The following is a 26,800-nucleotide window of genomic DNA, read 5'->3' as shown; positions in this document are numbered from 1 at the left end:
TTGTCGCTCCAGTTCAGCCACTCTCTTTTCAAGTTCGGCAATCAATTCTTCAATTTCTTCAATCCTTTCAGGTAACGTTGCTAATAAATATGTTTTATCCATCTATTTCACCTCCTCTCTGCAATTCTCTATTACTTTTTGAAAATATTCAGGCAATCTTTTGTCTACTGGAGAATCTTTTCTCATTGTTATAAGTGGTTCTCCATCAGCACACACCGTAATGGTACCTTTTTGATGTAACTTCATAGCAAGCTCTATTGTCATCTTTAAAAATCCTTCTAAATGCTTGTCCACCCTAACTCTGTCTCCATTTCTAGAGAAATTAACTTTAATATTATTTATGTCTGTTTCATATGCTTCAGCTAATTGTTTATTTGCATTCCTCCCTTAATAATTAATTGCCTCTGATGTAATAGAAAGTATATTGCTGACTATACTCTTTAGCCTCTTATTTTCGTTTTCCAATTCCTCAATTTTTCTTTCCATTCTTCTACGTTCTATAGGTGAAAACTTCTCTAGTTTAGTTCCTTCAAGCTCTGCTATGTATTGAGGATTAAACCTTATTGCTGGCACGCCTTTTACTGGTTGTATTATTCCATCTTTTCTCCAGTTCTCTATAGTCCTTTTTGATACTTGCCACCTTTTAGCCAAATCTTCTTGAGTTAAAAGCTTGTCCATTTTAATTCCCTCCTTTTTAAATTTAAAAAAATACTTCCTGAACTGTTGAATTTAAAGCTTTCGCAATTTTAATCATAGTTTCTTTACTTGGATTTTTTCTTCTACCATTTGCAAGCAAGCATATATATGACTCTGTTAAGTCTGTTTTCTTTGCTATGTCCTTATATGTTAAATTATTCCTACGCCTAATCTCATTAATCCTATTCATTTGCTTGTCCTCCTTCTATTTTACTGTAAGTAAATTATACTATTTTCCGTTAGTAAAGTAAAATTTGATATTTTACTATTAGTAATGTTATGATACAGTTATAGTTAACTATTAGTAAAATAGTCCTATTTTCTTTTATTTCCTTTTATTTTCTTTTATTTTCTTGTAAAAAGTTAACTAGTAGTTTATAATGTATTACAGATAGTAAATTAGAAAATAAAATTGGAGGTGAAAAAAATGCTAGGAGATAACATAAAAAAAATTAGAGAAGCTAAAGGGTTTGAAGCAAAAGAAATGGCAAAAGCAATAGGTGTTTCAGAATCTTATATAAGTCTTATAGAAAACAATAAAAGAAAAAATCCTAAAATTGATGTACTAAAAAAAATAGCTGATTTTTTAGGAGTAAAATTAAGCGACTTATTAGACGAATCAGAACCACTTGTAGTTAAAGAAAATGCAGCAGAATATACAGTTGATGAACTAGAATTAGAATTTGAAAGATTGAAACCTAGAATTAGAAAGCTACCGAAAGAAGATAAAGAGAGGATAATCAATATAATAAAAGCATATATAAAAAAATAGAGCTAATGCTCTATTTCTTTGTAGCTTTCTAATAATTCTAATATTTCTTTTATAATTTTTTTTAATCTTAAATTTTCTTGTATTATTTTTTCTTTTTCTTGGCCCATAATAATACCCCCTTATGTCGTGCAAACATATGTTCTTTTTTAATATAATTATATAAAATTTGCAGTAAAAAATCAAATGAAAAGGAGGTTTAAAGTGCAATATAATATAACATTTAGGCAAAAAAACAAGGGTTGGCAATATATAATAAGCTATAAAGATGAAAACGGGAAGTGGCGTCAAAAAAGTAAGCAGGGATTCAAAACCAAAGCTATGGCTAAAAGAGCTGCGGATATAAAATTGGAGGAGATGAAAAAAAACTTTGAATTACAGCAATCTTTAAACAATGAATACGATGGTATTTCATTTAAAAACTTTACTAACATATACGTAGCTCACAAAAAATTATACAATGAGTATGGAACAATAGAAAACACTAAAAGCGCACTCAAGCATTTTGATAGCTTGAACAACATAAGTATGATTGATATTAAGCCATATCATATTCAAAGTTGTGTCGATGAAATGCTTAAAAAAGGATTATCAGTTTCAACTATAAAGAAAAATATTGCTATAATAAAAACATTGTTTAATGCAGCAATAGATACGTTTAATGTAATTGTAGATAATCCAGTTAAAAAAATAAAGCTGCCTAAACAGAAAAATAAAGGTTCGGAAATTAATTCAAATAAAGTAAAAGCTTTAACAGCTAATGAATTAGAGGATTTATTAAACAAAATAACATTTCGTAAATATTATATAGCTTCTTTATTAGCTAGTAAATGTGGGCTAAGAATAGGTGAAATAGTTGGTCTTACTTGGGATTGTGTGAATGATACAAAGGCACAAATAATAATAAACAAGCAATGGAAGCTACTCAAAAATGGTAAGTGGGGATTTGGACATACAAAGTCAGAAAACTCAAATAGGATAGTTCCTGCTCCAGCTATTGTTCTAAATGAATTAAGTAAATTTAAAAAAGAATATCCTATTCACATAAGTAACAGAATATTACCTTACACCAGCACATCAAATTTCAGTAGCTCACTTTCAAAACATTATAAAAAAATAGGATATGACATAACTATACATCAGTTAAGGCATACTTATGCTACGCTTTTAATTGCAAATGGAATTGATTTTAAAACTGTTGCTAATTTGATGGGGCATGATGTAGAAATGACTATCAAGACATATTCTCATGTTACAAATGATATGCTTGAGAATGCAGCTAAAACAATTAATGATATTTTTTAATATTTATTTTTGACGTATTTTTGACGTTTTAAAATAAATTCTCTAACTTTCAACCAGTCATTGATATATCAAATAGTTTTAGTATAACTATTTGTTCCTTTTTTGTAAAGGAAACCATCGTATCACCTCATGTTATTTAACATAGCATTTCTATATTTTTTCAATATTCCTCTTTATTAAACATCTCTGTCTTATTTAATCTTTCTAAACCACCTTTTAGAGTATATGGAGCATATAAAGATGAAATAAATATCATGTTTATAACTGTAAATATTATAAATAATCTTAAAAACGAAACTTTGCCTTTTTCGTATCTATAAAACAACACTAATCCTAAAGCAATAATTCCTATAAAAAATGTAACTATTATACTTTCATAACTTATTCCTATTAAATTTGGCATTTTAAATGTAGCAATCTGACAGATAAAATTAAGTATAGCAGCTGCATAAATAGCTTTGCCATTTGCTAACCATTCATCCTTCTTTAAAATCTTAAATAATATCAAAAGCAAAATTCCTGGTATTACCCAATGTATTTTGGTCAGAAGTACAATAAAAGCCAAAAACAGATTTTGAATTATTCTACTTAATCTTACTAGAAATTCATTTTTGAAACTGTTAAATCCAAAATACTCATTTGAACTTGATACCTTTAAAATATTTTTATTTTTACCTTCTAACCAAGCAATATATATGTCTTTCTTATCAGTATCTATAACTGGATTCGTTATTTTATTATTCTTAGTTTCATAGATTAAGTCATTTCTTACAAGTTTGCCATTAAAAAAATTTAAAAAATATATATATTTTTTGCCTGTATAATTTTCAGCATTTATAGTCATATATAAATCAATACTATCTATCCCCTTATTAGTAACTATAGAAGGCACTTCCTTAATTTTTACTACGGCTCCACCTACATCATGTAATTCTATTTTCTCTTTTTTAACTATATGTTTTTTTCTATTACTTAAATAAAAAGTTAAATAGTAATAATCCTCTTGCTCTTTAAAAAACATGTATCCTTTAGCTTTATCTATTCCAAAAGCTAACTGAGAATCTTCTTTTAAAGTATATAGTTTAACTGGATTACTAAGTTCCCCATCAGCATTAAATGTAGCATATTTAATTAAAATATTTCCTTTATCTTTCTGTTTATATAAAATAAATATCCTGTCTTTATAATCTACTTGAGCTAAAACGTTTAAAATATTTTTATCTTCGATATTCTTTTCCCATTGTTCAGACTTTACAATAATTTTATCTTTGCTACTTGCAATGATATACTTTTTACCCTGATTTTCTAATATAGCAAAATCATTTATGTTTTCTAATACTTTTTCTACTCTTTCAGATTCGTTAGTTAAACAAAATAGATTTTTCTCATAAGTGTAATAAACTTTGTTTTTATTCAATACATATTTACCATTTTCTTCATAAGGAACATTTAAATATTTTTCTTCTTTAACCTTGCCATCTTTATCCAATATAATAAATTTAATTTCTTTTTTATCTTTTAGTAAAACATTAATATTATCATCAATTTGAAAATCTAATATCTTTTCAATACTTTCACCTGTAATCTTTACTTGATTTTCCCAAGGTTTTGACAATGGTTTTACAGCACTTGTTTCTTCTGCTTCATAGCTACTATTGTATATCAATATAGATAATAGCATTATCGCTATTAAAATTGATGTAAATATAGGTCTTCCACTAAACTTCTCCTTTAACTTTTCATTTTTATTTATTGACTTAATTGCAAATATAAATACCAAACCTATTAATAAAATAGCTAAAAGATAAATGGGTATAATTTTCAATGTATATAACTGCTCTTTAGGAATAATAGGCTTAATTATATCCTTCGCACTAAAAGCAAAATAATCTATTAAGCTAATCATTAGCATTCCAGCTTCTTCCAATCTTTCCTTGTCAATATTAGAAATATCATCTTCAACAGTATGTATTAAATTATCGGCTGGATGTGTTATAGTAACGGCTGGAACTCCTCTAAGATCAAAGCTTAAGTGGTCGCTATTACTCGAAAATGAATCAACACTGCACTCTATCCCACGTTTTTCTGCTACCTTAACTATTTTGTCTACTAATTCACTACTTACAAGCTGTCCTACTGTTCCTCTTTGCTGCGAAGGAAAAGTATCAATCTCAAGTTTTACTTTTTCTTTAGAGCCTATCATATCTATGTTAAAAACTTTAGTACCCATAAGTGAAAATGGACGTGAAAATACATAGTATTTTGATCCTTGAAGTCCACTCTCTTCCCCATTAAATGCTGCAAAAACTATAGTTCGCTTTGGTTTTTTCCCACTTTCTTTTATAGCTCTAGCTAGCTCTAAAAGCATACCTGTTCCTGAAGCATTATCTAAAGCTCCATTAAATACAGAACCGTCAGGGTCTGTGCCAATATGATCAAAATGTGCACTTATAAGAATAACCTCTTTTTTTAGCTTTTCATCATTTCCCGGGATATAACCTATTACATTTGAAACCTCTACTTCTTTAAATACTAAATTAATATCTATATTTACACTATATCCTTTATTACTAAAATCAACCAGTTCTTCAAACACTTTTTTTCTTACTACTATATCAATAAATTTGCCTTCGACCTTTTTATCTGCCTTTTCTCCAATATAAACGGTTTTTATTAATAAATTTTTTTCTTTTCCTTTCAAATCCATAGTTGTCGGTCTTATTACAGCCTTGACACCTTTTTCAACTAGCTTTTTGGCTTTTTCCCAATCTCCTAAACCATCATAGATTAGTACTATATTATCTTTACCTGTTTCAATATCATCTAATGAATTTATATACTTTATTTTCCCCTTAACTTTACCACCTTTTGAATAATCTCTTGTATTTTCAATAAAATCTTTTCTTAATTTATATCTCTTAATAACATTACCTTCTCTATCTAAAACCTCAAATTTTACTGGTTTATTTAAAAAAGGTGAAATAATCTTGAATGTTTGAAAGTAACTCCCATTACTAATCGGCTCAAGTCCTATTTTTTCAAATTCCTTTGCTATATACTCCTGTGCCATTCTATTTCCATCTGTACCAGGCAGTCTTCCTCCATATTTATCTGATGAAAGTTCTGCTATATGTTTGTATGCATTATTTTCATCAAAATTATACGGGTCAATATACGACCCGCATCCTGTTAAAAATATAATTAAAGTTATAATTAAAACTATAAATTTATAATTATTTTTCATCTTTTTCACCCTCTACAGCATTTATATAATCAAGCCATTCTCCTTCTAATTCATATAAATCCTTCTTATATATACTGTAAAGTGCTTTATCCGTTTCTTCATATAGATTAGTTTTATAGTATTCCATATATTTATCAAAACCATATTTGTCTATAAGATATTCTGTAAATGAAAATATTTCAGGTAAAACTATCTCTTTTTTAAAGTTACGATCTATTGAATTTGTAGCTAAATATTCTAATGGTATATAATCATCAGAGTTTATAATATCTTTAATACTTATGCCACTATACTTTGAATCTATACCTAAAGCACCATATAGTCCTAATTGTGTGAATTTACTTAATGGCAATCCTATTTGATTTATCAATACTTCATAAACATAATATTTATAAACGTTATCTTTTTTTTCTTCATTATAAACTTCATATACGTTTCCTAACCAAAAATCATTATCCCACTGTCTATAACTTTGTCTTATTTTATCACTCATGAAAAGATAGTAATCTATCTTCTCATCATAACTAATATTGAGTTTTTTAGATATTTCTTCATAAGCCTTTTCTCTCTCTTCAATTATTTTATTAATATTTTTTTCTACATTATCGTCTAACGGACTATAATGGAAAATAAAATGTTCACTTTCTTTAGTTTTAAAATCATCCTTCCAAGAATTTTCACCAATCTTATTTATAAGCCACTGTGTATCAGTTTTTTCAAACACCCCAGAATATCTTTCATTCTTATTTACTTTAATAACATATTCTTCATCACTTAAACGCATTGATACATATGTAATAAAAGGAAAAAATTTACTATTCAATACTCCATTAACAAACAAATATTTTTTCTTATTTAAAGGGTTGGGTATAAGATACTTAAAAATAACAGACTCATCTTTAAAAACTTTATCACCAACTACAAGACTTCCACCTATCACTTTCATAGGAAGCTTTTCATTTATTTTTGCAAAGAGTTGATTTGTTTCAGGATTCCCTAATATAATGATATGTCTATTTTTTATGTCATCTTCATTAACCTCAACATCACTTTTAACAATAAATCTGTCTCTAATTTCTTTTTGAAATCCCAGCCCATATGACTTAGCTAAATTATACAAAACAGCAGTATCTTGTTTACTGCCCATTGTTCCATAAACTACTACAACTTTATCTCCGTACAATAGCTTATAAAAATAATCTCTCATTCCAGTCATGCTTTTATCAATTTTTTCAGAATCTGTACTAGTGGTATTCCCACATCCTGTTAATGCTGACAAAATAAAAATTGTAGTTAATAGATAAACAAGAAATTTTTTCACAACGTCATCCCCCATTTCCTATCATATATGTCTTATATTTAACTGTTAAAAAACTAAATTAATAATAATCTTATTCTATTTATTCTAAAAAAATCCTTTTTTATTTCTTATATTATTCTATTTTTACCAAACAAAATCTTCGATTTAAATAAGTTAAAGAAGATTTTGTCCATATCCATAAACGGAAATTATATTTGAATTTATCCACAATTTAAAGTAGTTTATAACGACTCTGGCATGTAAACATGCCAGACAAAGTTTCAATAAAATCAACATTAAATCTTTAAAATATGGGATTTTATTATAATTTCCTATGGATTATAGTAAAACTCTGCTGCTAAAGTCCTAAAAAGTAAAATTATATATTTTAAAACAGCGTATGCCTTAAAAAATAAAATAATTTCTGCTATACTATAATATAGTTGATTGAAACACAATTTTAAAAATACATAAACTGGGGTGATATATGTGAAAAGAATCATAGCACTATTTGTAACAACTTTTTTACTACTAAATACCTTTACAGTATCTTATGCAGATAAATTAGATATTTCAGCAGAAGCTGCTATATTGATTGATGCTAAAACTGGTAAAATATTGTATGAAAAGAATGCACATAAACCAATGTTTCCAGCTAGTACTACAAAAATTATGACAGCAATTTTAGCTTTAGAGTATGGAAATCTTGATGATACAGTAGTTATTGATGATAAAACACCTTATGAAATTAGTGGAAGCCACATAGCATTAGAACCTGGAGAAGTAATAACTTTAAAAGATCTATTATATGCATTGTTAATAGAATCTGCTAATGATGCTGCAGCAGCAATTGCAAAACACATATCAGGTTCTATCCAAAGTTTTGCTGACTTAATGAATAAAAAAGCTAAAGAAATTGGTGCTAAAAACACTCATTTTACAAATCCTCATGGACTTCCAGATAAAAACCACACAACTACAGCATATGATTTAGCAATGATAGCTAGATATGCTATGAAAAATGATACTTTTAGAAATATTGTAAAAAATTATAAATATACAATACCGCCTACAAATAAAAAAGATGAACCAAGATATTTGAAATCAGCTAACAGACTACTTTATGGAACAGGCTCTGGTAATAAGATAGTTGTAGATGGTAAAACAGTAGATATAAAATATGACGGAGCAGATGGAATCAAGACAGGATACACACATGTAGCACAACAATGTCTTGTTGCAACAGCTACAAGAGGAGATTTAAGATTAATCAGTGTAGTTCTTCATGCAATAGGAACTAATGTATATGTAGATACACATAAACTTTTGAATTATGGTTTTAATAACTTTACAACAAAACAATTATCATTTAAAAATGAATTTATAAAGAATATTGATGTTGTAAATGGAGACAAGCCTTTTGTAACTGGTATAATAAGTAAATCTGTTTTTTCTATAATTCCTAAAGGAAGAGAAAATGATATAGTGAAAGATATAGTTTTACCTGATAAAATTACTGCTCCAATTACAAAAGATCAAGTAATTGGAAGAATAGAATATAAATTAGATGGTGAAGTAATTGGAACTGCCAATATTGTATCTGCAATGGAAATAAATCAAAAAGGAATTATTAGAGTTGTCGAAACAACAGATGGAAAATCATTGTTTAAAAAATGGTGGTTTTGGTTTATTGTAATGTTTATAATATGGAGAATATTTATCGGTTATAAGAGATATAAAAAAGCTAAAAGAAGAAGATTAAAAAAAGAAATTAATTTCAACTATAGTAACCGTTATAAATATTAGAAGCTGCGATACACGCAGCTTCTAATTTTTTTATTAGATTATAGCTATTGCTTCAACTTCAACATTTCCATCTTTAGGTAGTCTAGCAACTTCAATACAAGATCTTGCTGGTTTATTTTCACAGAAATACTCCTCATATACCTCATTTATTTTGCCAAATTGATTCATGTCTTTGATATACAAAGTAACTTTAACTACATCATTTAAAGTTGCTCCACCTTCTTTAAGTACAGCTTTTAAATTTTCTAGAGCTTGCCTGGTCTCTTTTTTGATATCATCCTTAATAAGCTCACCTGTTTCAGGATTAATAGCTAATTGACCTGATGTAAAAATCATGTTACCTGCCACTATTCCTTGAGAATATGGTCCAATAGCTTTTGGTGCCTTATCTGTTGAAATTACTTTTTTATCCACTTTATCTCCCCCTCTTTATTATTTTTTGTTATAATCCATAGGAAATTATATTCCTTTTTAAACTGTAAATAATCTTGAATATAATTTCCATTTATGGATTTCAATAAAATTTTCCTTAATTTGCTCAAATTGAAGATTTTGTTATTTTGCAACTATATTAACTAATTTTTTAGGCACAACTATAACTTTCTTAACTTCTTTACCTTCTATAAAACTCTTAACTCTTTCGCTATTTAATGCTAATTTTTCTAAGCTTTCTTTATCAATATTAGCATCTACTTCAATCTTATCTCTCACTTTTCCGTTCACTTGAATTACTACTGTTATTTGATCTTTAACTATAGCTTTTTCATCATACTCAGGCCATTTTTGCTGATGTACACTTCCTTCATTGCCAACTAAATTCCAAAGTTCTTCAGCTAAGTGCGGAGCAAAAGGTGCTAGTAATAGAATTAAATTATCAATCGCTTCTACTAAAATAGCATTCTTATAATCACTAGATTCTGCATTATCTTTATATTTATATATCTCATTAACTAATTCCATTATGCTACTTATAGCTGTATTGAAGTTAAATCTATCCTCTATATCAGTAGTTACCTTCTGAATTGTTGAATGTATAACATATCTTAAATTCTTATCAGCTTTACTCAATTGATCAATCTCAATTTCACACTTATTATTATATACTTCTTTTAACTCTTCTACTAGCCTATATACTCTGTTTAAGAATCTATAACATCCTTCTACGCCTTGATCGCTCCATTCTAGATCTCTTTCAGGTGGAGCTGCAAATAATACAAATAATCTTGCAGTATCAGCACCATAATTAGAAATTATTTCTTCTGGACTTACTACATTACCTTTAGATTTAGACATTTTTGCCCCATCTTTAAGTACCATACCCTGTGTAAGTAAATTTTTAAAAGGCTCATTTACAGGTGAAAGTCCCATATCATATAATACTTTAACAAAGAATCTAGAATATAGAAGGTGTAATATAGCATGTTCTACTCCACCTATATATTGATCTACTTTCATCCAGTAATTCGCTTTATCTTTATTGAACGGTTCATTCTCATTCTTTGGATCAGTATATCTTAAGAAATACCATGATGAATCAATAAAAGTATCCATAGTATCAGTTTCTCTTCTTGCCTTTTTACCACACTTCGGGCAAGTAGTATACATAAACTCCTTACTTGTAGTTAAAGGAGACTGTCCTTTGCCTGTAAATTCTACGTCTGTCGGTAACTTTACTGGAAGATCTTCTTCGTTAACAGGTACTATTCCACAGTCATCACAATATATTATAGGTATTGGAGTTCCCCAATATCTCTGTCTTGAAATTAGCCAGTCTCTAAGCCTGTAATTTACAGTAGCTTTTCCAATTCCTAATTCCTCAATATATTTTGTTATTTCAGTTTTAGCAGTTTTATTATCTAAACCATTGAATCTATCAGAGTTTATCATTATACCTTCGCCAGTATATGCTTCTTTTAAATCATTCTCATCAAACTCTCCATCAACTGGTTTTATTACAGGTCTAATTGGTATGTTATATTTCTTAGCAAATTCAAAGTCTCTTTGATCATGACCTGGTACAGCCATAATAGCACCAGTTCCATAGTCTATCAATACATAGTTAGCAATATAAATAGGTATTTCTTCTTTAGTTACAGGATTAACAGCGTATCTTCCTATAAAAACTCCTTCTTTTTCTGCAGTTGTTGAAGTTCTATCAATTTCTGATATATATTCCATCTTCTTTTTAAATTCAAGTACTTCTTCTTCATACTCTGTACCCTTTACTAATTCATTTACATATGGATGTTCTGGTGCCATTACCATATAAGTTACTCCATAGATTGTATCTGGTCTAGTAGTGAAAACTTTTAATTTTTTATCAAAATCTTTAATCTCAAAATCTATTTCAGCACCTTTACTCTTACCAATCCAATTTTTCTGCATTATTTTAACTTTCTCAGGCCAGCCATCTAGCTCTTTTATATCCTCAAGTAATCTTTCTGCATAATCTGTAATTTTAAAATACCATTGTTCTAGTTCTTTTTTCCCAACAGGTGTATCACATCTTTCACAAGCTCCGTCAACAACTTGCTCATTAGCTAATACAGTTTCACAAGAAGGACACCAATTTACAGCTGATTTTTTCTTATAAGCTAGTCCTCTTTTATATAATTGTATAAAGAACCACTGTGTCCATTTATAGTAATCTGGTAAACAAGTAGTTACTTCTCTGTTCCAATCGTAACTAAGCCCTAATCTCTTTAATTGTCTTTTCATTTCAGCAATATTTTCTAATGTCCACTTATTAGGATGTATGCCATGTTTTATCGCCGCATTTTCAGCAGGTAGACCAAATGCATCCCATCCCATAGGATGTAATACATTAAATCCCCTCATTCTTTTAAATCTTGCTACTACATCACCTATTGAATAGTTACGTACGTGGCCCATATGTATTTTCCCAGATGGATAAGGAAACATTTCTAGTACATAATATTTCTGAGCCTCATTTTCACTAGCTCCAAAAGCATTATTATTTTCCCATATTTCTTGCCATTTTTTTTCGATTTTACTAAAATTATAAGCCATCATACCCCTCCTTCATTATTTTTCATTTCCTACAATAATAAACAGATCAGTTCTTTATTTATTACTTAAACTATTCAAAATTTTTGTTCTAAAATGACTAATAACTAACGGCTATCAGCTTACAAGCTATTAATTAAAATCTATATAATAAAAAAACTTCTAATCCCTAATCACTTAGGGACGAGAAGTTATCCCGCGGTACCACCCTAATTGGCTTATAAAGCCCACTCATAAGTCCTATAACGGAGACCAACCTTTTTCACATAAAGCAAGTTCAGTAAACGGTTATGTCAGTTCGCACCAACCACTGACTCTCTGAAATAACCTGATTTACCTACTACTCTTTATTCAATCCTTATTCTATTTACTTTATTATAGATAAATTTAGATTATATTGTCAATATCAATTTCTTTAGCATCTATCCATAGCCTATCTAAATTATAAAATTCTCTGTCTTCTTTATGAAAAACATGCACTACTATATCGCCAAAATCAAGTAGTACCCATCTACCTTCTCTATACCCTTCTTTATTAATCACCTCATATCCTAATTGATGCATTTTATCTTCAATTTCATCTACAATCGCTATAACCTGTCTTTCATTATTACCACTTGCAAATATAAAGAAATCTGCTATCGTTGTTATATTTGATATATCTAAAAGTTTAATATCAAAAGCTTTTTTGTTGTCTGCGGCTTCTAAAATTGCTGATATTCTATTATCTATATTTGCCACTACCTCAAACCTCCTAGCTATTATAATCTATGTATTTTATTAACTTTCTCTTTATATTTTTTAAGTAAAAAATTTCTCGCCTTCACAGTTTCAATATCTAATATCCATCCATTATCTACAACATATTTTATCGTATTTCCCATTGACGTTAGTACTGCTTTATCTAAATCTAAAAAAGCTAATTTTCTCAATGCTTTCACACATGGAAAATCCCTATTGGGCTCAATACAATCTGCTATATAGATAATTTTTTCTAATAGACTCATATTTTCTTTACCAGTAGTATGATACCTTATTGCATTTAATATTTCCAAATCTTTAATTCCAAATTCATTTTTTGCTATTTCTGCACCTAAAGGTCCATGAAGTAAAGCAATATTAACATCTTCGGCATCATCAAGAATTATACCAAATTCAAATGCCTTTTTCAATAATTCTCTGTCATTCTTAAGTTTTCCACAATCATGAAGCAAACCAGCAAGTCGTGCTTTATATTTATCACACCCATAAACTTCAGCAAGTTTTTCTGCTGTTTCCATAACTCCAATGGAATGTATAAATCTTTCTTCACTAATATATTGTTTTAGCTTTTCCTTTATTTCGTGTATTATAATACATCCCTCCCGTAATTTTTTACCTATATAAATTATTTTTATAAATATACTTTTCTACCATTTCTGGCAAAAGATATTTAACAGTTCTACCCTCTTTTATTCTAGTCCTTATTTCAGTAGATGATATCTGCAAAGCTGTTACTATTGTAGGATATATATTTGCTCCATACTCATTGTTTATTTCTTGTATTTTTCTCTCTAGCTTAGCTATTTCAAATCCTGGTCTAGTTGCTGCTATAAAATTACACAGCTTTAATAATTCACCAATGTTTTTCCAAGTGTGAAGTTCTAAAATAGAATCCGCTCCAGTTATAAAGTATAACTCTACATTATTATTACATGCTTTCCTTAACGTTTTAATAGTATCGATAGTATATGTAGTTTCTTTTTTTTCTATTTCTATAGTAGATACTTCAAAATGAGGATTTGAAATCGTAGCTAATAATGTCATTATATATCTATGTCTAGCAGAAGTTATTTTTTTATTATCTTTATGAGGAGGATTTCCTGCAGGTATAAAAATAATTTTATCCAATTTGAACTCATTTCTAATTTCTTCTGCTATAACTAAATGTCCTATATGTATTGGATCAAAAGTTCCTCCCATTATTCCAATTCTCTTAAGATTGTTACATTCTATACTTTTTCCTTTATTTTCTTTTTTAAGCGCTAACTCAATAAGTGTATCGATGTCCATTTGTTACACCTCTTATTTAAGTTATGATATTATATATTATTTTAAATAAACACATAAGTCAAATATTTCTTATTGCAATTGTTTAAATAAAAACTAGGAATATCAATTCCTAGTTTTAAATAAATCTTCTAATTTATCTACTATAATTCTAGCCATAAGTTCAATATCTTTCTTGGTAAAACCTTTTATATTTTCTTTTTCAAGCTCTCTATAAGTTACATTTGTTATAGCCAATATAAGCTGTTCTTTATCTTTTGAATTTGCAACTTCTAATATATTTTTAGCAGTATCAATCAGTATTTCTTGTACTTTTGCCTTTTCTTCAGAAGTAACTCTAAAATCTTTTATATAAGGTATTAATTTAGCAACTGCAATTCCAGCTATAAATGTTATTACAATTACTATTAGTGTTTCCATCAATTTTCCCCCTTCAACAAATCATATAATCTCACAATTAATGCTACACCTTGCTCTCTAGTCAAATAGTCCTTAGGTTTAAAGTTGCCTTCACCATCACCTTTAATTAAATCTAATTCTACTGCTCTTTTAATATATTCATATGACCACATATCAGGAGTTACATCCTTAAATGGCATGCTATACTTCAATCTTTCATTAACAAGTTTCAATATTTCGCCCTTATCAACTAACAGCCCTGGACATGTCTTATCACTATATTCTCTATGAAATACCAAAGTCGGCACTCTATCCTGTTTATTTTTTATATTTTTAATTATCGCAACTATTAGTCTAATACTTGCTTCTAATTGTATACCTTCCAATTTCTCTTCATCAAAATTACCGATATGTTCAATAGAAATTGCACCATTGTTTCTGCCGTATATTGATGCAGGACTTTTCTCCAAATCCATTCCATCCCATATTGCTCCATCTGGTGCTACAGTAAAATGCTGTGCTATATCAGTAAATCTCCTTACCTCAGTATGATATTCCCACATACTTAAAATAACCTTTTCTTTATCTTTAGCTTGTAAATAATCTTTCTTAGTTGGTTTCCATGTATGATGAAAATGTATTTCATAAATTTGTCTTTTGAACTCGTATTTTTTTAAAAACATTTCAATTTGCTCTATAGTGTATTGTCTAAATCTTCGCATATCATCACCTTTTAAACTTTTTATGATATCTTCCTAGTATATCTTATTCAAAGGCAAAAAAAAGGTACCATATTAAAGGTACCTTTTAATACAAGCTATTTTCATCAATTAACTCCTTCATCTTAGTTATTTCATTCTTATCATTGGAAACTATAGTATCTATTTTCTCTGTTTCAAAATTCTTAAAATATGCTTTAAATTCACCATTTGTTCCATCTTCATATTTTATACACTTAAAACCATTATCAAGTAACTTTTCTAATTGTTTTAAATTTCTTTTTTCCATATTATCACCCCTTTCGCAAAAAAAGCAAAGAGATTGGCTTATTATTCCAATCTCCCTTTTTTATTATCATTCATACTTCCTATATCTTTATTTATCAACCCAGGTGCATTCGGAAATTCACCCACAACAACACCTGTAATATTTTGAGCTTCCTTTACTGCATTATCTACAACGGTATTTTGCTTTACATAGTTTTTCTTATCCATTTTATTATCCATATATAACCCTCCCGTTTTTTCAATATTTTATCCAGGGTTATATATATTTATTCATATTATTTATGGAAGCTCAATTTTTTTGTTGTCTTTAGATTCTCTATATAAAACGAATTTATTTCCTATACTCTGAACAAACTCTGAATTAGTTAATCTTGCAATTTTATTAGCTGTTTCTTTTGTTTCTAACAAACTATTATTTAAAATTTTAACTTTAATAATTTCTCTAGCTTCTAAAGCATCATCTATTTGTTTTATTAAATTTTCAGATATGCCATTTTTACCTATTTGAATAATTGGGTCTAAACCATTTGCTATACTTTTTAAATAACTTCTCTGTCTGCCTGTAAGCACCAAACCACTCCTTATACTTCTATTTCTTTCTTTGACTTTCTTCTATGAATTTCATAATCTTTGTTACCTTTTTTCCAGCCACTTCTAACTTTCTCTTGTGGTTTGTAATTAGAATTGATTACTATTTCTCCTTTTGCTATACAATAATATGTTGATTCGTTTAACTTACAATTTCCACAATTAAAACACTCCATTTACTCTATTGCCCCTCCATCTCTTTAATCAAAAAATTCAAATTCATAACCGCATATACTAACTATCTCACCATCTTTTATTCCTAACTTCTTCAATTCATCAACGATTCCCCTCTTTCTCATAACTTTTTGGAAATGCCTCAATGAATCTAAGTCATTAAAATTAGTTGAATTAATTAGTTTTTCTATTGGATCACCCTCTACTATATATTTATCTCCTTCTTTCTTTACAATAACTTTATTTTTATCTTTATTAAATCCATAAAGATTAATATTTTCTACAACTTCAACTATTGGTTCTGGGTCTCCAATTTCCTTTAACTTATTCCATATTGCATATTTAAGCTTATCTAATCCCTCCAAAGTAGCAGCAGAAATTGGAATTAACTCATATCCGAGCTTATCCATTTCTTCTTTAAGCCTAGAAAAATTCTCTCTTGCCTGAGGTAAATCCATTTTATTAGCCACAACGATTTGAGGTTTATCTGCAAGTTTAGGGCTATATTTCCTTAATTCTTCATTTATTTTATGAAAATCATCAATCGGATCTCTTCCTTCTGAACCGGAGGCATCTATTAAGTGAACTAGTAATCTCGTTCTCTCAACATGCCTTAAAAACTCATGTCCTAGACCTACCCCCATATGTGCTCCTTCAATTAACCCTGGAATATCTGCTATAACAAAGCTACTATCATATGAAATTCTAACAACACCCAAATTAGGTGTCAAAGTTGTAAAATGATAATTTGCAATTTTAGGTTTTGCATCAGTTAAAGTAGATAACAACGTAGACTTACCTACATTAGGGAACCCTACTAATCCTACGTCTGCTAAAAGCTTTAGTTCTAATGTTATCCATCTCTCTTCTCCTTTTTCGCCTGCTTCTGCAAAACGAGGGGCCTGTCTTGTAGATGTAGCGAACTTAGCATTACCTCTACCACCACGTCCTCCTTTTGCAACAATGAATCTTTCTCCTTTTTTAGTAAGATCTGCTATAACGATACCTGTTTCTGCATCCTTTACTATAGTACCCGGCGGAACTTTTAAAATTAAATCTTTACCTTTTTTACCATATTGTTTTTTAGATTTTCCATTCTCACCATTTTCTGCCTTGTAATGACGTTTATATCTAAAATCCATTAATGTCCTTATTCCCTCATCAACTTCTAAAATAACGTTACCACCATCTCCGCCGTCTCCGCCCGCTGGCCCTCCAGACGGCTCATATTTTTCTCTTCTAAACGCAACTGCTCCGTGTCCTCCATTTCCACCTTTTACAAAAATCTTTGCAACATCCACAAACATACCCATCATCCTTACTTAAATATTAATAATTTCATTATACCAATTCAATTAAATGTGTCAACTATTTATATTATAAACAAATCTATATGAATTTATCTTAATCAAGATATAATTAAATCTATGTAGAAGTTAATTCAGTTATGCCAACTAAATCGAACCTATACCTAATGCAATCATCTCTAATATCAACATTTTGTAAAAACTCATTTTTAATTTCTAAATCAAACTTCCCTTTTATAATAACTTCAAGTTTATCTATATACTCAGAAATTTCTATATTTATTTCTCTATAATTATATTTATTACATTCCAAAATTTTATCTATAACATATTCTAAACTTTTGGTTATATTTCTTAAATTATCTACTTTACGATAAGAAACTTGACTAAAGCTATTTACGTTGAATATAAATGTTATTCCATTATTATAAGCCTCTTTAATTTTTCTTTCTAATAATAGACAAATAGGTGTTATTGTCAATTTATATACTTTACTGATACTTAATGCTATTTGCGATAAATCATTAATTTTCTTAATCGCCATATCATATTTACCTAATTGCAAATATCCATATATAACTTGCAAGACATTCATCCAATCATGACGTTGCTCTCTATTTAATTTTTTTAATTTCCTAGTAAATTCTCCTTGAATTCTTAATATATTTTCGCAGCTTTCTTTACCAATACAAGACTTAAATTTGCTTAATTTATATATCGATAATATCTCAAATACAAAAATCAGAATCAAAATTAGAATTTGAGTAGTCCTATTAACAATATAATTTGTAAAAATTAGACTAAGATACACAAATAATATTAATAAATTCAATATATTAAAAATTAACCCCCTATTACCTCTAAATTTATTAATCAATTTAAATAGACACCCTCCCCCTTGTAACTTTTACCTCCATAGTTATTTTATCACAAAAATTATTTTGTGACAAAAAAACCTACCGACTTCGGTAGGTTATCTTGCTAAAGCTTCTTTTGGATAAACACTTACTTGTTTCTTGTTTCTGCCTTTTCTTTCAAACTTAACTATACCATCTATTAAAGCAAATAGAGTATCGTCTCCGCCTCTTCCTACATTATTACCTGGATGGATCTTAGTTCCTCTTTGTCTAACTAATATATTACCAGCTAGAACAAATTGACCATCAGCTCTTTTTACACCTAATCTTTTAGATTCACTATCACGGCCGTTTTTAGAGCTACCTACTCCTTTTTTGTGAGCGAATAACTGTAAATTCATCTTTAACATCATCTTTACACCTCCCCATATTCGAGAGTTAAGTAATCAGAATATTCTTCTAATAATCCCTTTATTCCGACTATCATAGTCTCAAATACTATGTCCGCCTTCAATCTTTTTTCTTCTGTTAAATTGTCAGGTATAGTCACGCTTAAATGACCTTTTTCTTCATCTATACAATATTTAATATCGTTTGTATCTATCCCACACACCTCATTTAGTGCAATAAGTGCTGTCTGGGATAATACAGATATAGCTGCACATACTATATCTCTACCATATTCAGCATAACCTGCGTGACCATCTACTTTATATCCTATTATACTTCCTCTTTTGTTTTTATAAACAGTTACTCTCGTCATGATTAACACTATCCATTAATCTTTTCAATTACAACTTTAGTATATGGCTGGCGATGTCCTTGCTTTCTTCTGTAATCCTTTTTAGCCTTATACTTAAATACTATTATCTTTTTGCCTTTTCCATGTTCTACTATCTTTGCATCTACTGTAGCTCCTTCAACGAAAGGCTTCCCTATTTTTACTTCTCCACCATTTGAAACTAATAAAACCTTATCAAACTTAATAATTTCCCCTTCGTTTCCAGCTACCTTTTCAATGAAAAGAGTATCTCCTTCTTGAACTCTGTACTGTTTACCGCCAGTTTCAATTACAGCGTACATTCCTTCACACCTCCTCTATCCTGTCTCGCCAATGCCAGGTACTAAGTTTTTAAACCTGCATTGTGCGGCTACCTACAAGTACAAATTCTATCAAATTATTATTATTTTGTCAACCTGTAATTATTGTTATATATCATTTGCATTTGAGAAAGCCATTGCCTTAGCACTTGTAGCCATTACATTACAAAAACCTTAACTATCTGACTTGTTGTACTTTTTATCCACTCAGAAGTATATTCAATTGCCTCTTCTAAAGTTGCTGGTTTTTGAGTAATGCTAAAAATTGCATCTATCCCCTCTTTCAATACTAAATTTGCATCATGTCCTAAAGTACCTGCAATAGCTATTACTGGTATACCTAGCTTTTTCGCTTCCTTTGCAACTCCTATTGGCGTCTTGCCATTTACTGTTTGTCCATCTATTCTGCCTTCACCAGTTATAACTAATTTTACTCCATTTAATTTTTCAGCAAAATTATTTGCTTCAAGTATAATTTTAATTCCTGGTAATAGTTTACCACCTAAAAACGCAACAATTCCAGCACCTAATCCTCCAGCAGCTCCTGCTCCTGGTATATTCTGAACATCTATTCCTAACTGATTTTTAACAACCTCTGCAAAATGTTTTAGATTTTTATCTAATAATTTAACCATTTCTTCATCAGCTCCTTTTTGAGGAGCATAAACAAAAGCTGCTCCATTTGGACCATATAAAGGATTTGTTACATCGCAAGCTACTTTAATTTCAGTTTTCAATATTCTTTTATCTAAGCCACTAATATCTATTTCCTTTATTCTAATTAATTCCTTCCCACCAAATCCTATTTCTTCACCATTTTCATCTAAAAAGCGTATTCCTAAAGCTTGTGCCATCCCAACACCTGCATCATTAGTTGCACTACCACCTATACCAATAATCAATTCCTCTACTCCAAAGTCTAATGCATGTTTTATTAACTCACCAGTTCCATAAGTAGTAGTTATCATAGGATTAGCTTTGTCTTTAGGTACTAATGGCAAACCTGAAGCAGCCGCCATTTCAATTACTGCCCTTTTTCCATCACCTAAAATACCAAAAAAAGCATTTACAGGAGTTCCTAATGGACCAGTTACTTCTTTATAAATAATTTCGCCTTTATTTGCATCTACTAAAGCTCTTACGGTTCCTTCACCACCATCTGCCATAGGTACTTTAATTACTTGTGCATTAGGTAAAACTTCTAATATACCATTTTCTATACATTCTGCTACTTCAAGAGCTGTAAGGCTTCCTTTAAATGAATCGGGTGCGACTAATATTTTCATATCTTTCAACTCCTTATTTTGAAACAAGTATTTGTTATTTGCTTTTTATGTTTTCAAAAAGCACTTTTATATTCTCTAATTTACCCATGCTCCTAATTTTAATTTCTTTTAAATTAATGCTGTCTATATAATTTATAAAAATTTTAATTCCAAATTTATCTTCAATAAGTTTAATATTATTCTCGAATTTAGAATCTATTGTTTCTTTATAAGATATATTTAAGTCAAAAATAACAGCATTTGAATTTGTATGAATTTTTATTCTCTTTATCTCCTTTTCTATAAGATTTAAAATTGAACTATCGGAAATAATTTTCCCTTTTCCTTCACAGTGAGGACAATTTTTATAAAACTTTGAAGATAATTTTTTTCTATCTTTTTTCCGAGTCATTTCTAATAAACCTAATCTAGTCATTCCTAATATCGTTGTTTTTACCTTATCTTTTTTTAGCTCATTTTCTAAACAATCAATAACATATTTTATATCTTCACTATTCTTCATATCAATAAAATCTATAATAATTATGCCACCTATATTTCTTAGTCTTAATTGTTTAGCAATTTCCTTAGCAGCTTCAATATTTGTTTTCAAAACAGTATCTTCTAAATTAACACTTCCTACAAATTTACCTGTATTAACATCTATTGAAGTAAGAGCCTCTGTTTCATCTATTACTATGTATCCTCCACTTTTTAGCCATACTTTACGTTCTAATGCATTTTTAATCATCGCTTCTATTCCAAAATGCTTAAAAATATCATAACATTCGTCAAAATAGTGTATTTTAGATTTCAAATGAGGCATTGTTTCATCAATTAATTCCAAAATATTTTTATACTTTTCTCTATCATTAATAACTAACCTCTGTATATCATCACCAAAAAAATCACGTACTATTCTATCTATTAAATCTAATTCTCTATATATTAACTTAGGCGCATATCCTATTTTACCTTCCCTTTTTATTTTCTCATATAGTTTTATTAAAAATTCAATATCTTTGATAATTAAATCCTCTTCTACACCAGCACTTGCCGTTCGTAATATAACTCCCATATTTTCTGGTTTGTTCTCTTCAACTATTTTCTTTAACCTATCTCTTTCCTCTTCCTCTGTAATTTTTCTCGATATACCAATTTGATTTGTTTCTGGCATCAAAACCACATATTTACCTGGTAGAGTAATATGAGTCGATATTCTTGGCCCTTTAGTACCTATTGGCTCTTTTACTACTTGAACAAGCAACTCTTGACCAGGTTTTACAACATCTCTAATAGAAATATCTTTAAAATTTATATCTTCGCTGCCTAAAAGATCACTCGATATAGCATCTTTAACATACAAAAAAGCATTTTTGTCCAAACCAATGTCTACAAAAGCAGCTTCCATCCCTGGTAATACATTAACTACCCTTCCTTTGTAAATATTTCCAAGAAGTCTTTTATTCTCCTCTTCAACATATAATTCAACCAAATCTCCATTTTCCAAAATTGCTACCCTATTTTGATTTAATCCAATATCTATTATAATCTCAGCCATAAAATCTTCTCCTATTCACAATTTAAAGGTGAAACCAATTTATTATTCTTCTGAGAATATAACTCTAATCTGTGAATTTTTATGCTATCGTCTACTATTTCTATATTTCCAATCTTTTTTATTACATCTATTATATATTTAGGCTTCAAATTGCCTTTGCTACCCGATTTTAAAGTTGCTTTAATAATAACTCTTTTATCTTCAATAACTAGCAATTTTAAATTTTTGATACTACTTCTTATATCAACTTCTTTTATTATCTCTTTTTTGTTTTTTATTTTAACTTTTTTTATATAAATCTCATCTTTTTTAAGAATTTCTCTTATGCAATTTTCTATATCTTCTTTACTAATATTACTAGTTACATAAAATTCTATAACATAATCAGACCATTCTATTAGCGACATCAATGATTTACCTGTTTTTACATATTTCCCTGAAAGGATTTTAATTCCGTTAGGTAATACATCATTAAGCCTGCTAATAAACTCATCTCTATCAATTTCATTTTCTAACTCGACATCCATATATTCTCCATCACTTGTTACTCCAATTGGAAGGGCTGTAGCTAATGAAAATTTTGGATGTGGATTAAAACCCTGACTATATCTTACTGGTATATCGGCTCTTCTAAAGGCTCTTTGGAGTAATCGCATTAAGTCTAAATGTGAAATATATTTCATATCGTCTTTTTTTGAGAATCTTACTCTAATCGTACTCATTAGCAAACACCACCTGTAAAGCTAATATTAATCCCACATCCAGTACAACCTTTTCTACAATCTCTAGTTAATATACCTTCTTTAGCCTTTTCATTTTCTTTGATTAAGTACTTTTTGGAAACTCCTACATCAATAAAATCCCAAGGTAATACTTCATCATATTCTCTATGTCTATTTGCATAAAAGCTTGGATCGATTCCTGTTTCTCTAAAGGTTTCCATCCATTTTTCATAATTAAAGTAATCAGCCCATCCATCAAATTTACAACCTTTTTGCCATGCTCTTATTAAAGCTTTTGACAATCTTCTATCTCCTCTAGCAAAAACAGCTTCAAGAAAACTTAGTTCTGGGTCATGAAAATTGTAAGTAATCTTCTTATCTTTTATATTACTTGCTAAATATCTTTGCTTCTCCTTAAACGTTTCAATAGTATCTTGACCAAACCATTGAAAAGGTGTAAATGGTTTTGGAACAAAACATGATGTGCTGACTGTCACTTTTAAATTCCCTTTTCTCTTATCCTTAGGCAATCCAAAATAGATATCTTTAACCTTATAAGCTAAATCTTTTATTCCAAGAATATCATCATAATTTTCATACGGAAGTCCTATCATAAAATACAACTTAACAGTAGACCAACCTAAATAAAAAGCATCTTTTACTGAATTTATTAAATCTTCTTCATTTATACCCTTATTTATTATATCTCTAAGTCTTTGACTACCAGCTTCTGGTGCAAAAGTAAGTCCTGTTTTACGAACTTTCTGTATCTCCTGAATTATATCAAGAGAAAAAGAGTCAAGTCTTAAAGATGGTAATGAAAGACCTATCTTCTTATCTTTAAACCTATTAATTAAACTCTTTACTAATTCTTCAAGTCTTGAATAGTCACTTGTTGATAATGAAGATAAAGAAATTTCTTCATGACCTGTCGTTTCAATTAATTTTTGTGCATAATCTAATAATCTATCTACACTTCTTTCCCTTACAGGTCTATATATCATTCCTGCTTGACAAAATCTACATCCTCTAGTACATCCTCTAAAAATCTCTAACATCACTCTATCATGCACTGTCTCAATATATGGAACTATAACTCTATCTGGGAAGTAAACTTCGTCTAAATTCTTAATTATTCTTTTCTTTATTACACTAGGATATTTTTCTGCTTTTGGTCTAAATTCTTTTATAGTACCGTCTTGATTATATTTGACTTCATAAAACTTTGGCACATATACGCCTTGAATTTGACTTACATCTTCTAAAAATTCTTCTCTTGTCCTGTTATTTTCTTTCCACTTTTTATATACCTCAATTATTTCTAATATCAGTTCTTCTGATTCACCAATTACAAAAAAATCAATTATATCAGCTAAAGGTTCTGGATTATAAACACATGGTCCACCAGCTATAATAAATGGATCTCCTTCTTTTCTGTCTTTAGAAAGCAAAGGTATATGACCTAAATTAAGCATATTCAAAACGTTAGTATAACTCATTTCATACTGCAATGTAAAACCAACAAAGTCAAATTCATTTATTGGATCTTTACTTTCTAAAGCATAAAGTGGAATATTATTTTTTCTTAGTTCATGTTCCATATCAACCCATGGTGCAAACACTCTTTCACAGAATACATCTTCCTCTTTGTTTAAAAGATTATATAATATATGTAATCCAAGATGTGACATACCAACTTCGTAAATATCAGGAAAAGCAAAAGCAAATCTCACCTTTACTTCTTTTGTATTTTTATTATAGCTGTTTATCTCATTACCAATATATCTTGCTGGTTTTTCAACTCTTGAAAGAATTTTATCTAGTGTATCTTTATTTATCATCTCATCACCCTTACTATCAAAATGTCTAAATATATTCTATCACTTTTCTCTTTTATTTAGTAGTTTTTCTATAGTTATATCATAACCATATTTAATTACACCCTCTAAAATTTGTTTTTCATAAAGTGTTTCAATTACATTACCTTCCCTATCTATTACAGTTATTATGTGATACTTACTAGGAATGAAATTCTCAATAACTGATTTTATTTTCATATCATTTAAACAAATAATATGTTGTACTCTATATATGCCATATTCTGACATTTTCTGATTTTTGCAAATTATCTGCTTTAGGAAAATAAAAACTGCCATATCCTTTTCTTTTTTGGCAGCTATAATTATAAAAATAAAAAATAGAATCAAATAAACCCCATACACATTTCTAATAAAAAGTAGCACCCCGATAAAAATCATTACTGCAGATAATATATAAGTAAATTTCAAAACAAATAATGTAGCTTTTTTTATTCCTAAATTTAAAGACAATATAGCTCTAAATATTCTGCCACCATCTAAAGGTAAAATTGGTAATAAATTAATAAATGCTAAAATCATATTAGTTTTAATAAATAAAACAATGATTTGGTTTTCAAATAAGTATTTTTTTGTAAATATCAAAACAACTGCTAATAAAAGATTTATAGCTGGTCCAATGATAGCTATCTTAACTTCATTTAACGGTTCTGTACCAATTAACCCCTCTAACCTTGCAACCCCTCCAAATGGAAACAGTTCAACACAATTCACTTTAAAGCCTAACTTAAATGCTAAATAAACATGAGCAAGTTCATGTATTAAAACAGAAAAAAATATTACAATCACTTCACTAAAATACCCAATTATAAAATATAACATAAAAAGTATAAATAATAAATAATTTATTTTTATTTTAAATTGACCAATACGAAAAATTGTCATTTAATCCCCCATTAATTATTTGAATTACTAATACTTATACTTATATAATCTAATGGATTTACAGGTGCATTATCTTTCCATATTTCAAAATGCAGTATTTTATATCCATTAATATCTTCTTTTAATGTCCCCAACACCTCGTCTTTAGTTATTTTCTGACCTACTTTTACATATATGTCGTCTAAATGTGCATAAACTGCTTCTATTTCACCAAAATCAACTTCAATACATTCACCTAAAATTTTATCTTTATAAATTTCACTTATAATCCCATCACCAATTGAATAAATGTTTTTATCATTTGAAAGTATATCTATACCTCTGTGAAAGATAGTTATATCTCCTTTCTTGATTTGGCCGAATTTTTTATAAACTATACCTGTAGCGGGAGTGGAATACGAATCTATCTTTATATTATTTTGATATTTAAAAACTGAAACTGCTTTATCTAGTTCTTTACTGCTCCCCTTTGCATACATCAGTATCTTATGCCCTAATTTTTTAAAATCATAATCATATTTTAATGTATTTTCAACTAATCTAATAGCATTATTTGTAAAACTTGTATTAAAAGATTTAATAAAAATTATCAAAAGAATAATTATTATACTAACTAACAGTTGATAAAATAGCTTTTTATAACTACTCTTCTGTTTAGTTCTGTATACATAATCTCTTTTAACTCTTATAGGAAAAAGTTTAAAAATAAGTTTTCGTTTTCCCATATATTTCATCCCCTAAATATTGAATTTACTATATTATTATTTTTTTCACTACTTTTTTATTACAATTAATAACTGACACACAACTTAATTATCTTTGAATCTGTCAATAAAATAATTTATTTATAAAAATAACATT

At 28.8% G+C, this 26,800-nt stretch carries 30 protein-coding genes and 1 other annotated feature; of the genes, 3 read left to right on the top strand and 27 right to left on the bottom strand.

Annotated elements, in window-relative coordinates; translation table 11 throughout:
- Positions 1-102 precede the first annotated feature (102 nt).
- The 3 genes from AB4Y15_RS05740 to AB4Y15_RS05730 form a co-directional block, all read right to left on the bottom strand.
- Complete coding sequence (locus AB4Y15_RS05740) at positions 103-294, bottom strand: hypothetical protein (protein ID WP_427339018.1); 192 nt, start codon at positions 292-294, stop codon at positions 103-105.
- A gap of 93 nt (positions 295-387) precedes the next feature.
- The gene (locus AB4Y15_RS05735; protein WP_427339016.1) at positions 388-678 is read right to left on the bottom strand and encodes a helix-turn-helix domain-containing protein; all 291 of its coding nucleotides are present in this window, start codon (positions 676-678) and stop codon (positions 388-390) included.
- Between the two features lie 22 nt (positions 679-700).
- Complete coding sequence (locus AB4Y15_RS05730; protein ID WP_427339015.1) at positions 701-886, bottom strand: helix-turn-helix transcriptional regulator; 186 nt, start codon at positions 884-886, stop codon at positions 701-703.
- A gap of 237 nt (positions 887-1,123) precedes the next feature.
- Here AB4Y15_RS05730 and AB4Y15_RS05725 point away from each other — a divergent pair, with 237 nt between their 5' ends.
- Together AB4Y15_RS05725 and AB4Y15_RS05720 are read left to right on the top strand one after the other, a co-directional pair.
- A complete protein-coding gene (locus AB4Y15_RS05725; protein ID WP_427339014.1) occupies positions 1,124-1,468 on the top strand; it encodes a helix-turn-helix domain-containing protein in 345 nt (114 codons plus the stop codon).
- 201 nt (positions 1,469-1,669) lie between these two features.
- Positions 1,670-2,770: a site-specific integrase gene (locus AB4Y15_RS05720; protein WP_427339013.1), complete on the top strand. Its 1,101-nt coding sequence runs from the start codon at positions 1,670-1,672 to the stop codon at positions 2,768-2,770.
- Positions 2,771-2,930: 160 nt separating this feature from the next.
- Here the strand turns inward: AB4Y15_RS05720 and AB4Y15_RS05715 are convergent, their stop codons facing one another.
- The gene (locus AB4Y15_RS05715) at positions 2,931-6,014 is read right to left on the bottom strand and encodes a M28 family metallopeptidase (protein ID WP_427339011.1); all 3,084 of its coding nucleotides are present in this window, start codon (positions 6,012-6,014) and stop codon (positions 2,931-2,933) included.
- On the bottom strand, positions 6,004-7,335 hold the full coding sequence (locus AB4Y15_RS05710; RefSeq protein WP_427339009.1) for a hypothetical protein: 1,332 nt from the start codon (positions 7,333-7,335) through the stop codon (positions 6,004-6,006). Before AB4Y15_RS05710 ends, AB4Y15_RS05715 begins: the two co-directional genes overlap by 11 nt.
- A gap of 468 nt (positions 7,336-7,803) precedes the next feature.
- On the opposite strand from AB4Y15_RS05710, the gene AB4Y15_RS05705 reads away from it, so the two are divergent.
- Positions 7,804-9,120 (top strand): D-alanyl-D-alanine carboxypeptidase family protein, encoded by a 1,317-nt coding sequence (locus AB4Y15_RS05705; protein ID WP_427339008.1) that lies wholly within the window; start codon positions 7,804-7,806, stop codon positions 9,118-9,120.
- A gap of 33 nt (positions 9,121-9,153) precedes the next feature.
- Here AB4Y15_RS05705 and AB4Y15_RS05700 read toward each other — a convergent pair whose 3' ends face one another.
- From AB4Y15_RS05700 to AB4Y15_RS05595, 22 genes are all read right to left on the bottom strand, one after another.
- Entirely contained in the window at positions 9,154-9,534 is a 381-nt protein-coding gene (locus tag AB4Y15_RS05700) for a RidA family protein (protein WP_427339007.1), read from the bottom strand.
- Positions 9,535-9,675: 141 nt separating this feature from the next.
- A complete protein-coding gene (gene leuS, locus AB4Y15_RS05695) occupies positions 9,676-12,150 on the bottom strand; it encodes a leucine--tRNA ligase (protein WP_427339006.1) in 2,475 nt (824 codons plus the stop codon).
- A gap of 173 nt (positions 12,151-12,323) precedes the next feature.
- Positions 12,324-12,504: a binding site (T-box leader), on the bottom strand.
- 30 nt (positions 12,505-12,534) lie between these two features.
- Entirely contained in the window at positions 12,535-12,888 is a 354-nt protein-coding gene (rsfS, locus tag AB4Y15_RS05690) for a ribosome silencing factor (RefSeq protein ID WP_427339005.1), read from the bottom strand.
- A 20-nt stretch (positions 12,889-12,908) separates the two neighbouring features.
- Complete coding sequence (yqeK, locus tag AB4Y15_RS05685) at positions 12,909-13,463, bottom strand: bis(5'-nucleosyl)-tetraphosphatase (symmetrical) YqeK (protein WP_427339029.1); 555 nt, start codon at positions 13,461-13,463, stop codon at positions 12,909-12,911.
- Positions 13,464-13,521: 58 nt separating this feature from the next.
- Positions 13,522-14,199, bottom strand: a complete 678-nt coding sequence (gene nadD, locus AB4Y15_RS05680) for a nicotinate-nucleotide adenylyltransferase (protein WP_427339004.1) — start codon at positions 14,197-14,199, stop codon at positions 13,522-13,524.
- A gap of 102 nt (positions 14,200-14,301) precedes the next feature.
- On the bottom strand, positions 14,302-14,616 hold the full coding sequence (locus AB4Y15_RS05675; protein WP_427339003.1) for a hypothetical protein: 315 nt from the start codon (positions 14,614-14,616) through the stop codon (positions 14,302-14,304).
- Positions 14,616-15,317 (bottom strand): S-layer homology domain-containing protein, encoded by a 702-nt coding sequence (locus AB4Y15_RS05670; protein ID WP_427339002.1) that lies wholly within the window; start codon positions 15,315-15,317, stop codon positions 14,616-14,618. The genes AB4Y15_RS05675 and AB4Y15_RS05670 overlap by 1 nt, the downstream gene beginning before the upstream one ends.
- 85 nt (positions 15,318-15,402) lie before the next feature.
- Positions 15,403-15,603, bottom strand: a complete 201-nt coding sequence (locus AB4Y15_RS05665; protein ID WP_427339001.1) for a hypothetical protein — start codon at positions 15,601-15,603, stop codon at positions 15,403-15,405.
- A 41-nt stretch (positions 15,604-15,644) separates the two neighbouring features.
- On the bottom strand, positions 15,645-15,821 hold the full coding sequence (locus AB4Y15_RS05660; protein ID WP_427339000.1) for a hypothetical protein: 177 nt from the start codon (positions 15,819-15,821) through the stop codon (positions 15,645-15,647).
- Positions 15,822-15,881: 60 nt separating this feature from the next.
- A complete protein-coding gene (gene yhbY / locus AB4Y15_RS05655) occupies positions 15,882-16,172 on the bottom strand; it encodes a ribosome assembly RNA-binding protein YhbY (RefSeq protein ID WP_427338999.1) in 291 nt (96 codons plus the stop codon).
- Positions 16,173-16,183: 11 nt separating this feature from the next.
- The gene (locus AB4Y15_RS05650; RefSeq protein ID WP_069649239.1) at positions 16,184-16,366 is read right to left on the bottom strand and encodes a hypothetical protein; all 183 of its coding nucleotides are present in this window, start codon (positions 16,364-16,366) and stop codon (positions 16,184-16,186) included.
- Positions 16,367-16,390: 24 nt separating this feature from the next.
- Complete coding sequence (gene obgE, locus AB4Y15_RS05645) at positions 16,391-17,671, bottom strand: GTPase ObgE (protein WP_427338997.1); 1,281 nt, start codon at positions 17,669-17,671, stop codon at positions 16,391-16,393.
- Between the two features lie 118 nt (positions 17,672-17,789).
- Positions 17,790-18,548, bottom strand: coding sequence for a Spo0B domain-containing protein (locus tag AB4Y15_RS05640; protein ID WP_427338996.1), 759 nt, complete (start codon positions 18,546-18,548; stop codon positions 17,790-17,792).
- A gap of 96 nt (positions 18,549-18,644) precedes the next feature.
- Positions 18,645-18,941: a 50S ribosomal protein L27 gene (gene rpmA / locus AB4Y15_RS05635; RefSeq protein ID WP_427338995.1), complete on the bottom strand. Its 297-nt coding sequence runs from the start codon at positions 18,939-18,941 to the stop codon at positions 18,645-18,647.
- Positions 18,942-18,943: 2 nt separating this feature from the next.
- Positions 18,944-19,291, bottom strand: coding sequence for a ribosomal-processing cysteine protease Prp (locus AB4Y15_RS05630; RefSeq protein ID WP_427338994.1), 348 nt, complete (start codon positions 19,289-19,291; stop codon positions 18,944-18,946).
- Between the two features lie 8 nt (positions 19,292-19,299).
- Positions 19,300-19,611: a 50S ribosomal protein L21 gene (gene rplU, locus AB4Y15_RS05625; RefSeq protein WP_427338993.1), complete on the bottom strand. Its 312-nt coding sequence runs from the start codon at positions 19,609-19,611 to the stop codon at positions 19,300-19,302.
- 176 nt (positions 19,612-19,787) lie between these two features.
- Positions 19,788-20,915, bottom strand: a complete 1,128-nt coding sequence (locus AB4Y15_RS05620; RefSeq protein WP_427338991.1) for a glycerate kinase — start codon at positions 20,913-20,915, stop codon at positions 19,788-19,790.
- Between the two features lie 34 nt (positions 20,916-20,949).
- The gene (locus AB4Y15_RS05615; RefSeq protein WP_427338989.1) at positions 20,950-22,455 is read right to left on the bottom strand and encodes an Rne/Rng family ribonuclease; all 1,506 of its coding nucleotides are present in this window, start codon (positions 22,453-22,455) and stop codon (positions 20,950-20,952) included.
- An 11-nt stretch (positions 22,456-22,466) separates the two neighbouring features.
- Positions 22,467-23,177: a TIGR03936 family radical SAM-associated protein gene (locus AB4Y15_RS05610; RefSeq protein WP_427338988.1), complete on the bottom strand. Its 711-nt coding sequence runs from the start codon at positions 23,175-23,177 to the stop codon at positions 22,467-22,469.
- The gene (locus AB4Y15_RS05605; protein WP_427338987.1) at positions 23,177-25,018 is read right to left on the bottom strand and encodes a TIGR03960 family B12-binding radical SAM protein; all 1,842 of its coding nucleotides are present in this window, start codon (positions 25,016-25,018) and stop codon (positions 23,177-23,179) included. The genes AB4Y15_RS05610 and AB4Y15_RS05605 overlap by 1 nt, the downstream gene beginning before the upstream one ends.
- A 39-nt stretch (positions 25,019-25,057) precedes the next feature.
- Positions 25,058-25,939 carry a M50 family metallopeptidase gene (locus AB4Y15_RS05600; RefSeq protein WP_427338986.1) on the bottom strand — a complete coding sequence of 294 codons (882 nt, stop codon included), beginning with the start codon at positions 25,937-25,939 and terminating at the stop codon, positions 25,058-25,060.
- 11 nt (positions 25,940-25,950) lie between these two features.
- Positions 25,951-26,664: a murein hydrolase activator EnvC family protein gene (locus AB4Y15_RS05595; RefSeq protein WP_427338985.1), complete on the bottom strand. Its 714-nt coding sequence runs from the start codon at positions 26,662-26,664 to the stop codon at positions 25,951-25,953.
- Between the last annotated feature and the right edge of the window lie 136 nt (positions 26,665-26,800).

This window comes from Caloranaerobacter longqiensis (assembly GCF_050286925.1).
Lineage (GTDB): Bacteria > Bacillota > Clostridia > Tissierellales > Thermohalobacteraceae > Caloranaerobacter.
This window is presented reverse-complemented; position numbering and strand designations above follow the sequence as displayed.

What these genes read in the sequence shown, in the direction of transcription:
- AB4Y15_RS05735 (WP_427339016.1), bottom strand. Translation starts at nt 678, where the DNA reads ATGGACAAGCTTTTAACTCAAGAAGATTTGGCTAAAAGGTGGCAAGTA.
- AB4Y15_RS05730 (WP_427339015.1), bottom strand. Translation starts at nt 886, where the DNA reads ATGAATAGGATTAATGAGATTAGGCGTAGGAATAATTTAACATATAAG.
- AB4Y15_RS05725 (WP_427339014.1), top strand. Translation starts at nt 1,124, where the DNA reads ATGCTAGGAGATAACATAAAAAAAATTAGAGAAGCTAAAGGGTTTGAA.
- AB4Y15_RS05715 (WP_427339011.1), bottom strand. Translation starts at nt 6,014, where the DNA reads ATGAAAAATAATTATAAATTTATAGTTTTAATTATAACTTTAATTATA.
- leuS (WP_427339006.1), bottom strand. Translation starts at nt 12,150, where the DNA reads ATGGCTTATAATTTTAGTAAAATCGAAAAAAAATGGCAAGAAATATGG.
- nadD (WP_427339004.1), bottom strand. Translation starts at nt 14,199, where the DNA reads ATGGACATCGATACACTTATTGAGTTAGCGCTTAAAAAAGAAAATAAA.
- AB4Y15_RS05675 (WP_427339003.1), bottom strand. Translation starts at nt 14,616, where the DNA reads ATGGAAACACTAATAGTAATTGTAATAACATTTATAGCTGGAATTGCA.
- AB4Y15_RS05670 (WP_427339002.1), bottom strand. Translation starts at nt 15,317, where the DNA reads ATGCGAAGATTTAGACAATACACTATAGAGCAAATTGAAATGTTTTTA.
- AB4Y15_RS05665 (WP_427339001.1), bottom strand. Translation starts at nt 15,603, where the DNA reads ATGGAAAAAAGAAATTTAAAACAATTAGAAAAGTTACTTGATAATGGT.
- AB4Y15_RS05660 (WP_427339000.1), bottom strand. Translation starts at nt 15,821, where the DNA reads ATGGATAATAAAATGGATAAGAAAAACTATGTAAAGCAAAATACCGTT.
- AB4Y15_RS05650 (WP_069649239.1), bottom strand. Translation starts at nt 16,366, where the DNA reads ATGGAGTGTTTTAATTGTGGAAATTGTAAGTTAAACGAATCAACATAT.
- obgE (WP_427338997.1), bottom strand. Translation starts at nt 17,671, where the DNA reads ATGTTTGTGGATGTTGCAAAGATTTTTGTAAAAGGTGGAAATGGAGGA.
- rpmA (WP_427338995.1), bottom strand. Translation starts at nt 18,941, where the DNA reads ATGATGTTAAAGATGAATTTACAGTTATTCGCTCACAAAAAAGGAGTA.
- AB4Y15_RS05630 (WP_427338994.1), bottom strand. Translation starts at nt 19,291, where the DNA reads ATGACGAGAGTAACTGTTTATAAAAACAAAAGAGGAAGTATAATAGGA.
- rplU (WP_427338993.1), bottom strand. Translation starts at nt 19,611, where the DNA reads ATGTACGCTGTAATTGAAACTGGCGGTAAACAGTACAGAGTTCAAGAA.
- AB4Y15_RS05620 (WP_427338991.1), bottom strand. Translation starts at nt 20,915, where the DNA reads ATGAAAATATTAGTCGCACCCGATTCATTTAAAGGAAGCCTTACAGCT.
- AB4Y15_RS05615 (WP_427338989.1), bottom strand. Translation starts at nt 22,455, where the DNA reads ATGGCTGAGATTATAATAGATATTGGATTAAATCAAAATAGGGTAGCA.
- AB4Y15_RS05610 (WP_427338988.1), bottom strand. Translation starts at nt 23,177, where the DNA reads ATGAGTACGATTAGAGTAAGATTCTCAAAAAAAGACGATATGAAATAT.
- AB4Y15_RS05605 (WP_427338987.1), bottom strand. Translation starts at nt 25,018, where the DNA reads ATGATAAATAAAGATACACTAGATAAAATTCTTTCAAGAGTTGAAAAA.
- AB4Y15_RS05600 (WP_427338986.1), bottom strand. Translation starts at nt 25,939, where the DNA reads ATGACAATTTTTCGTATTGGTCAATTTAAAATAAAAATAAATTATTTA.
- AB4Y15_RS05595 (WP_427338985.1), bottom strand. Translation starts at nt 26,664, where the DNA reads ATGGGAAAACGAAAACTTATTTTTAAACTTTTTCCTATAAGAGTTAAA.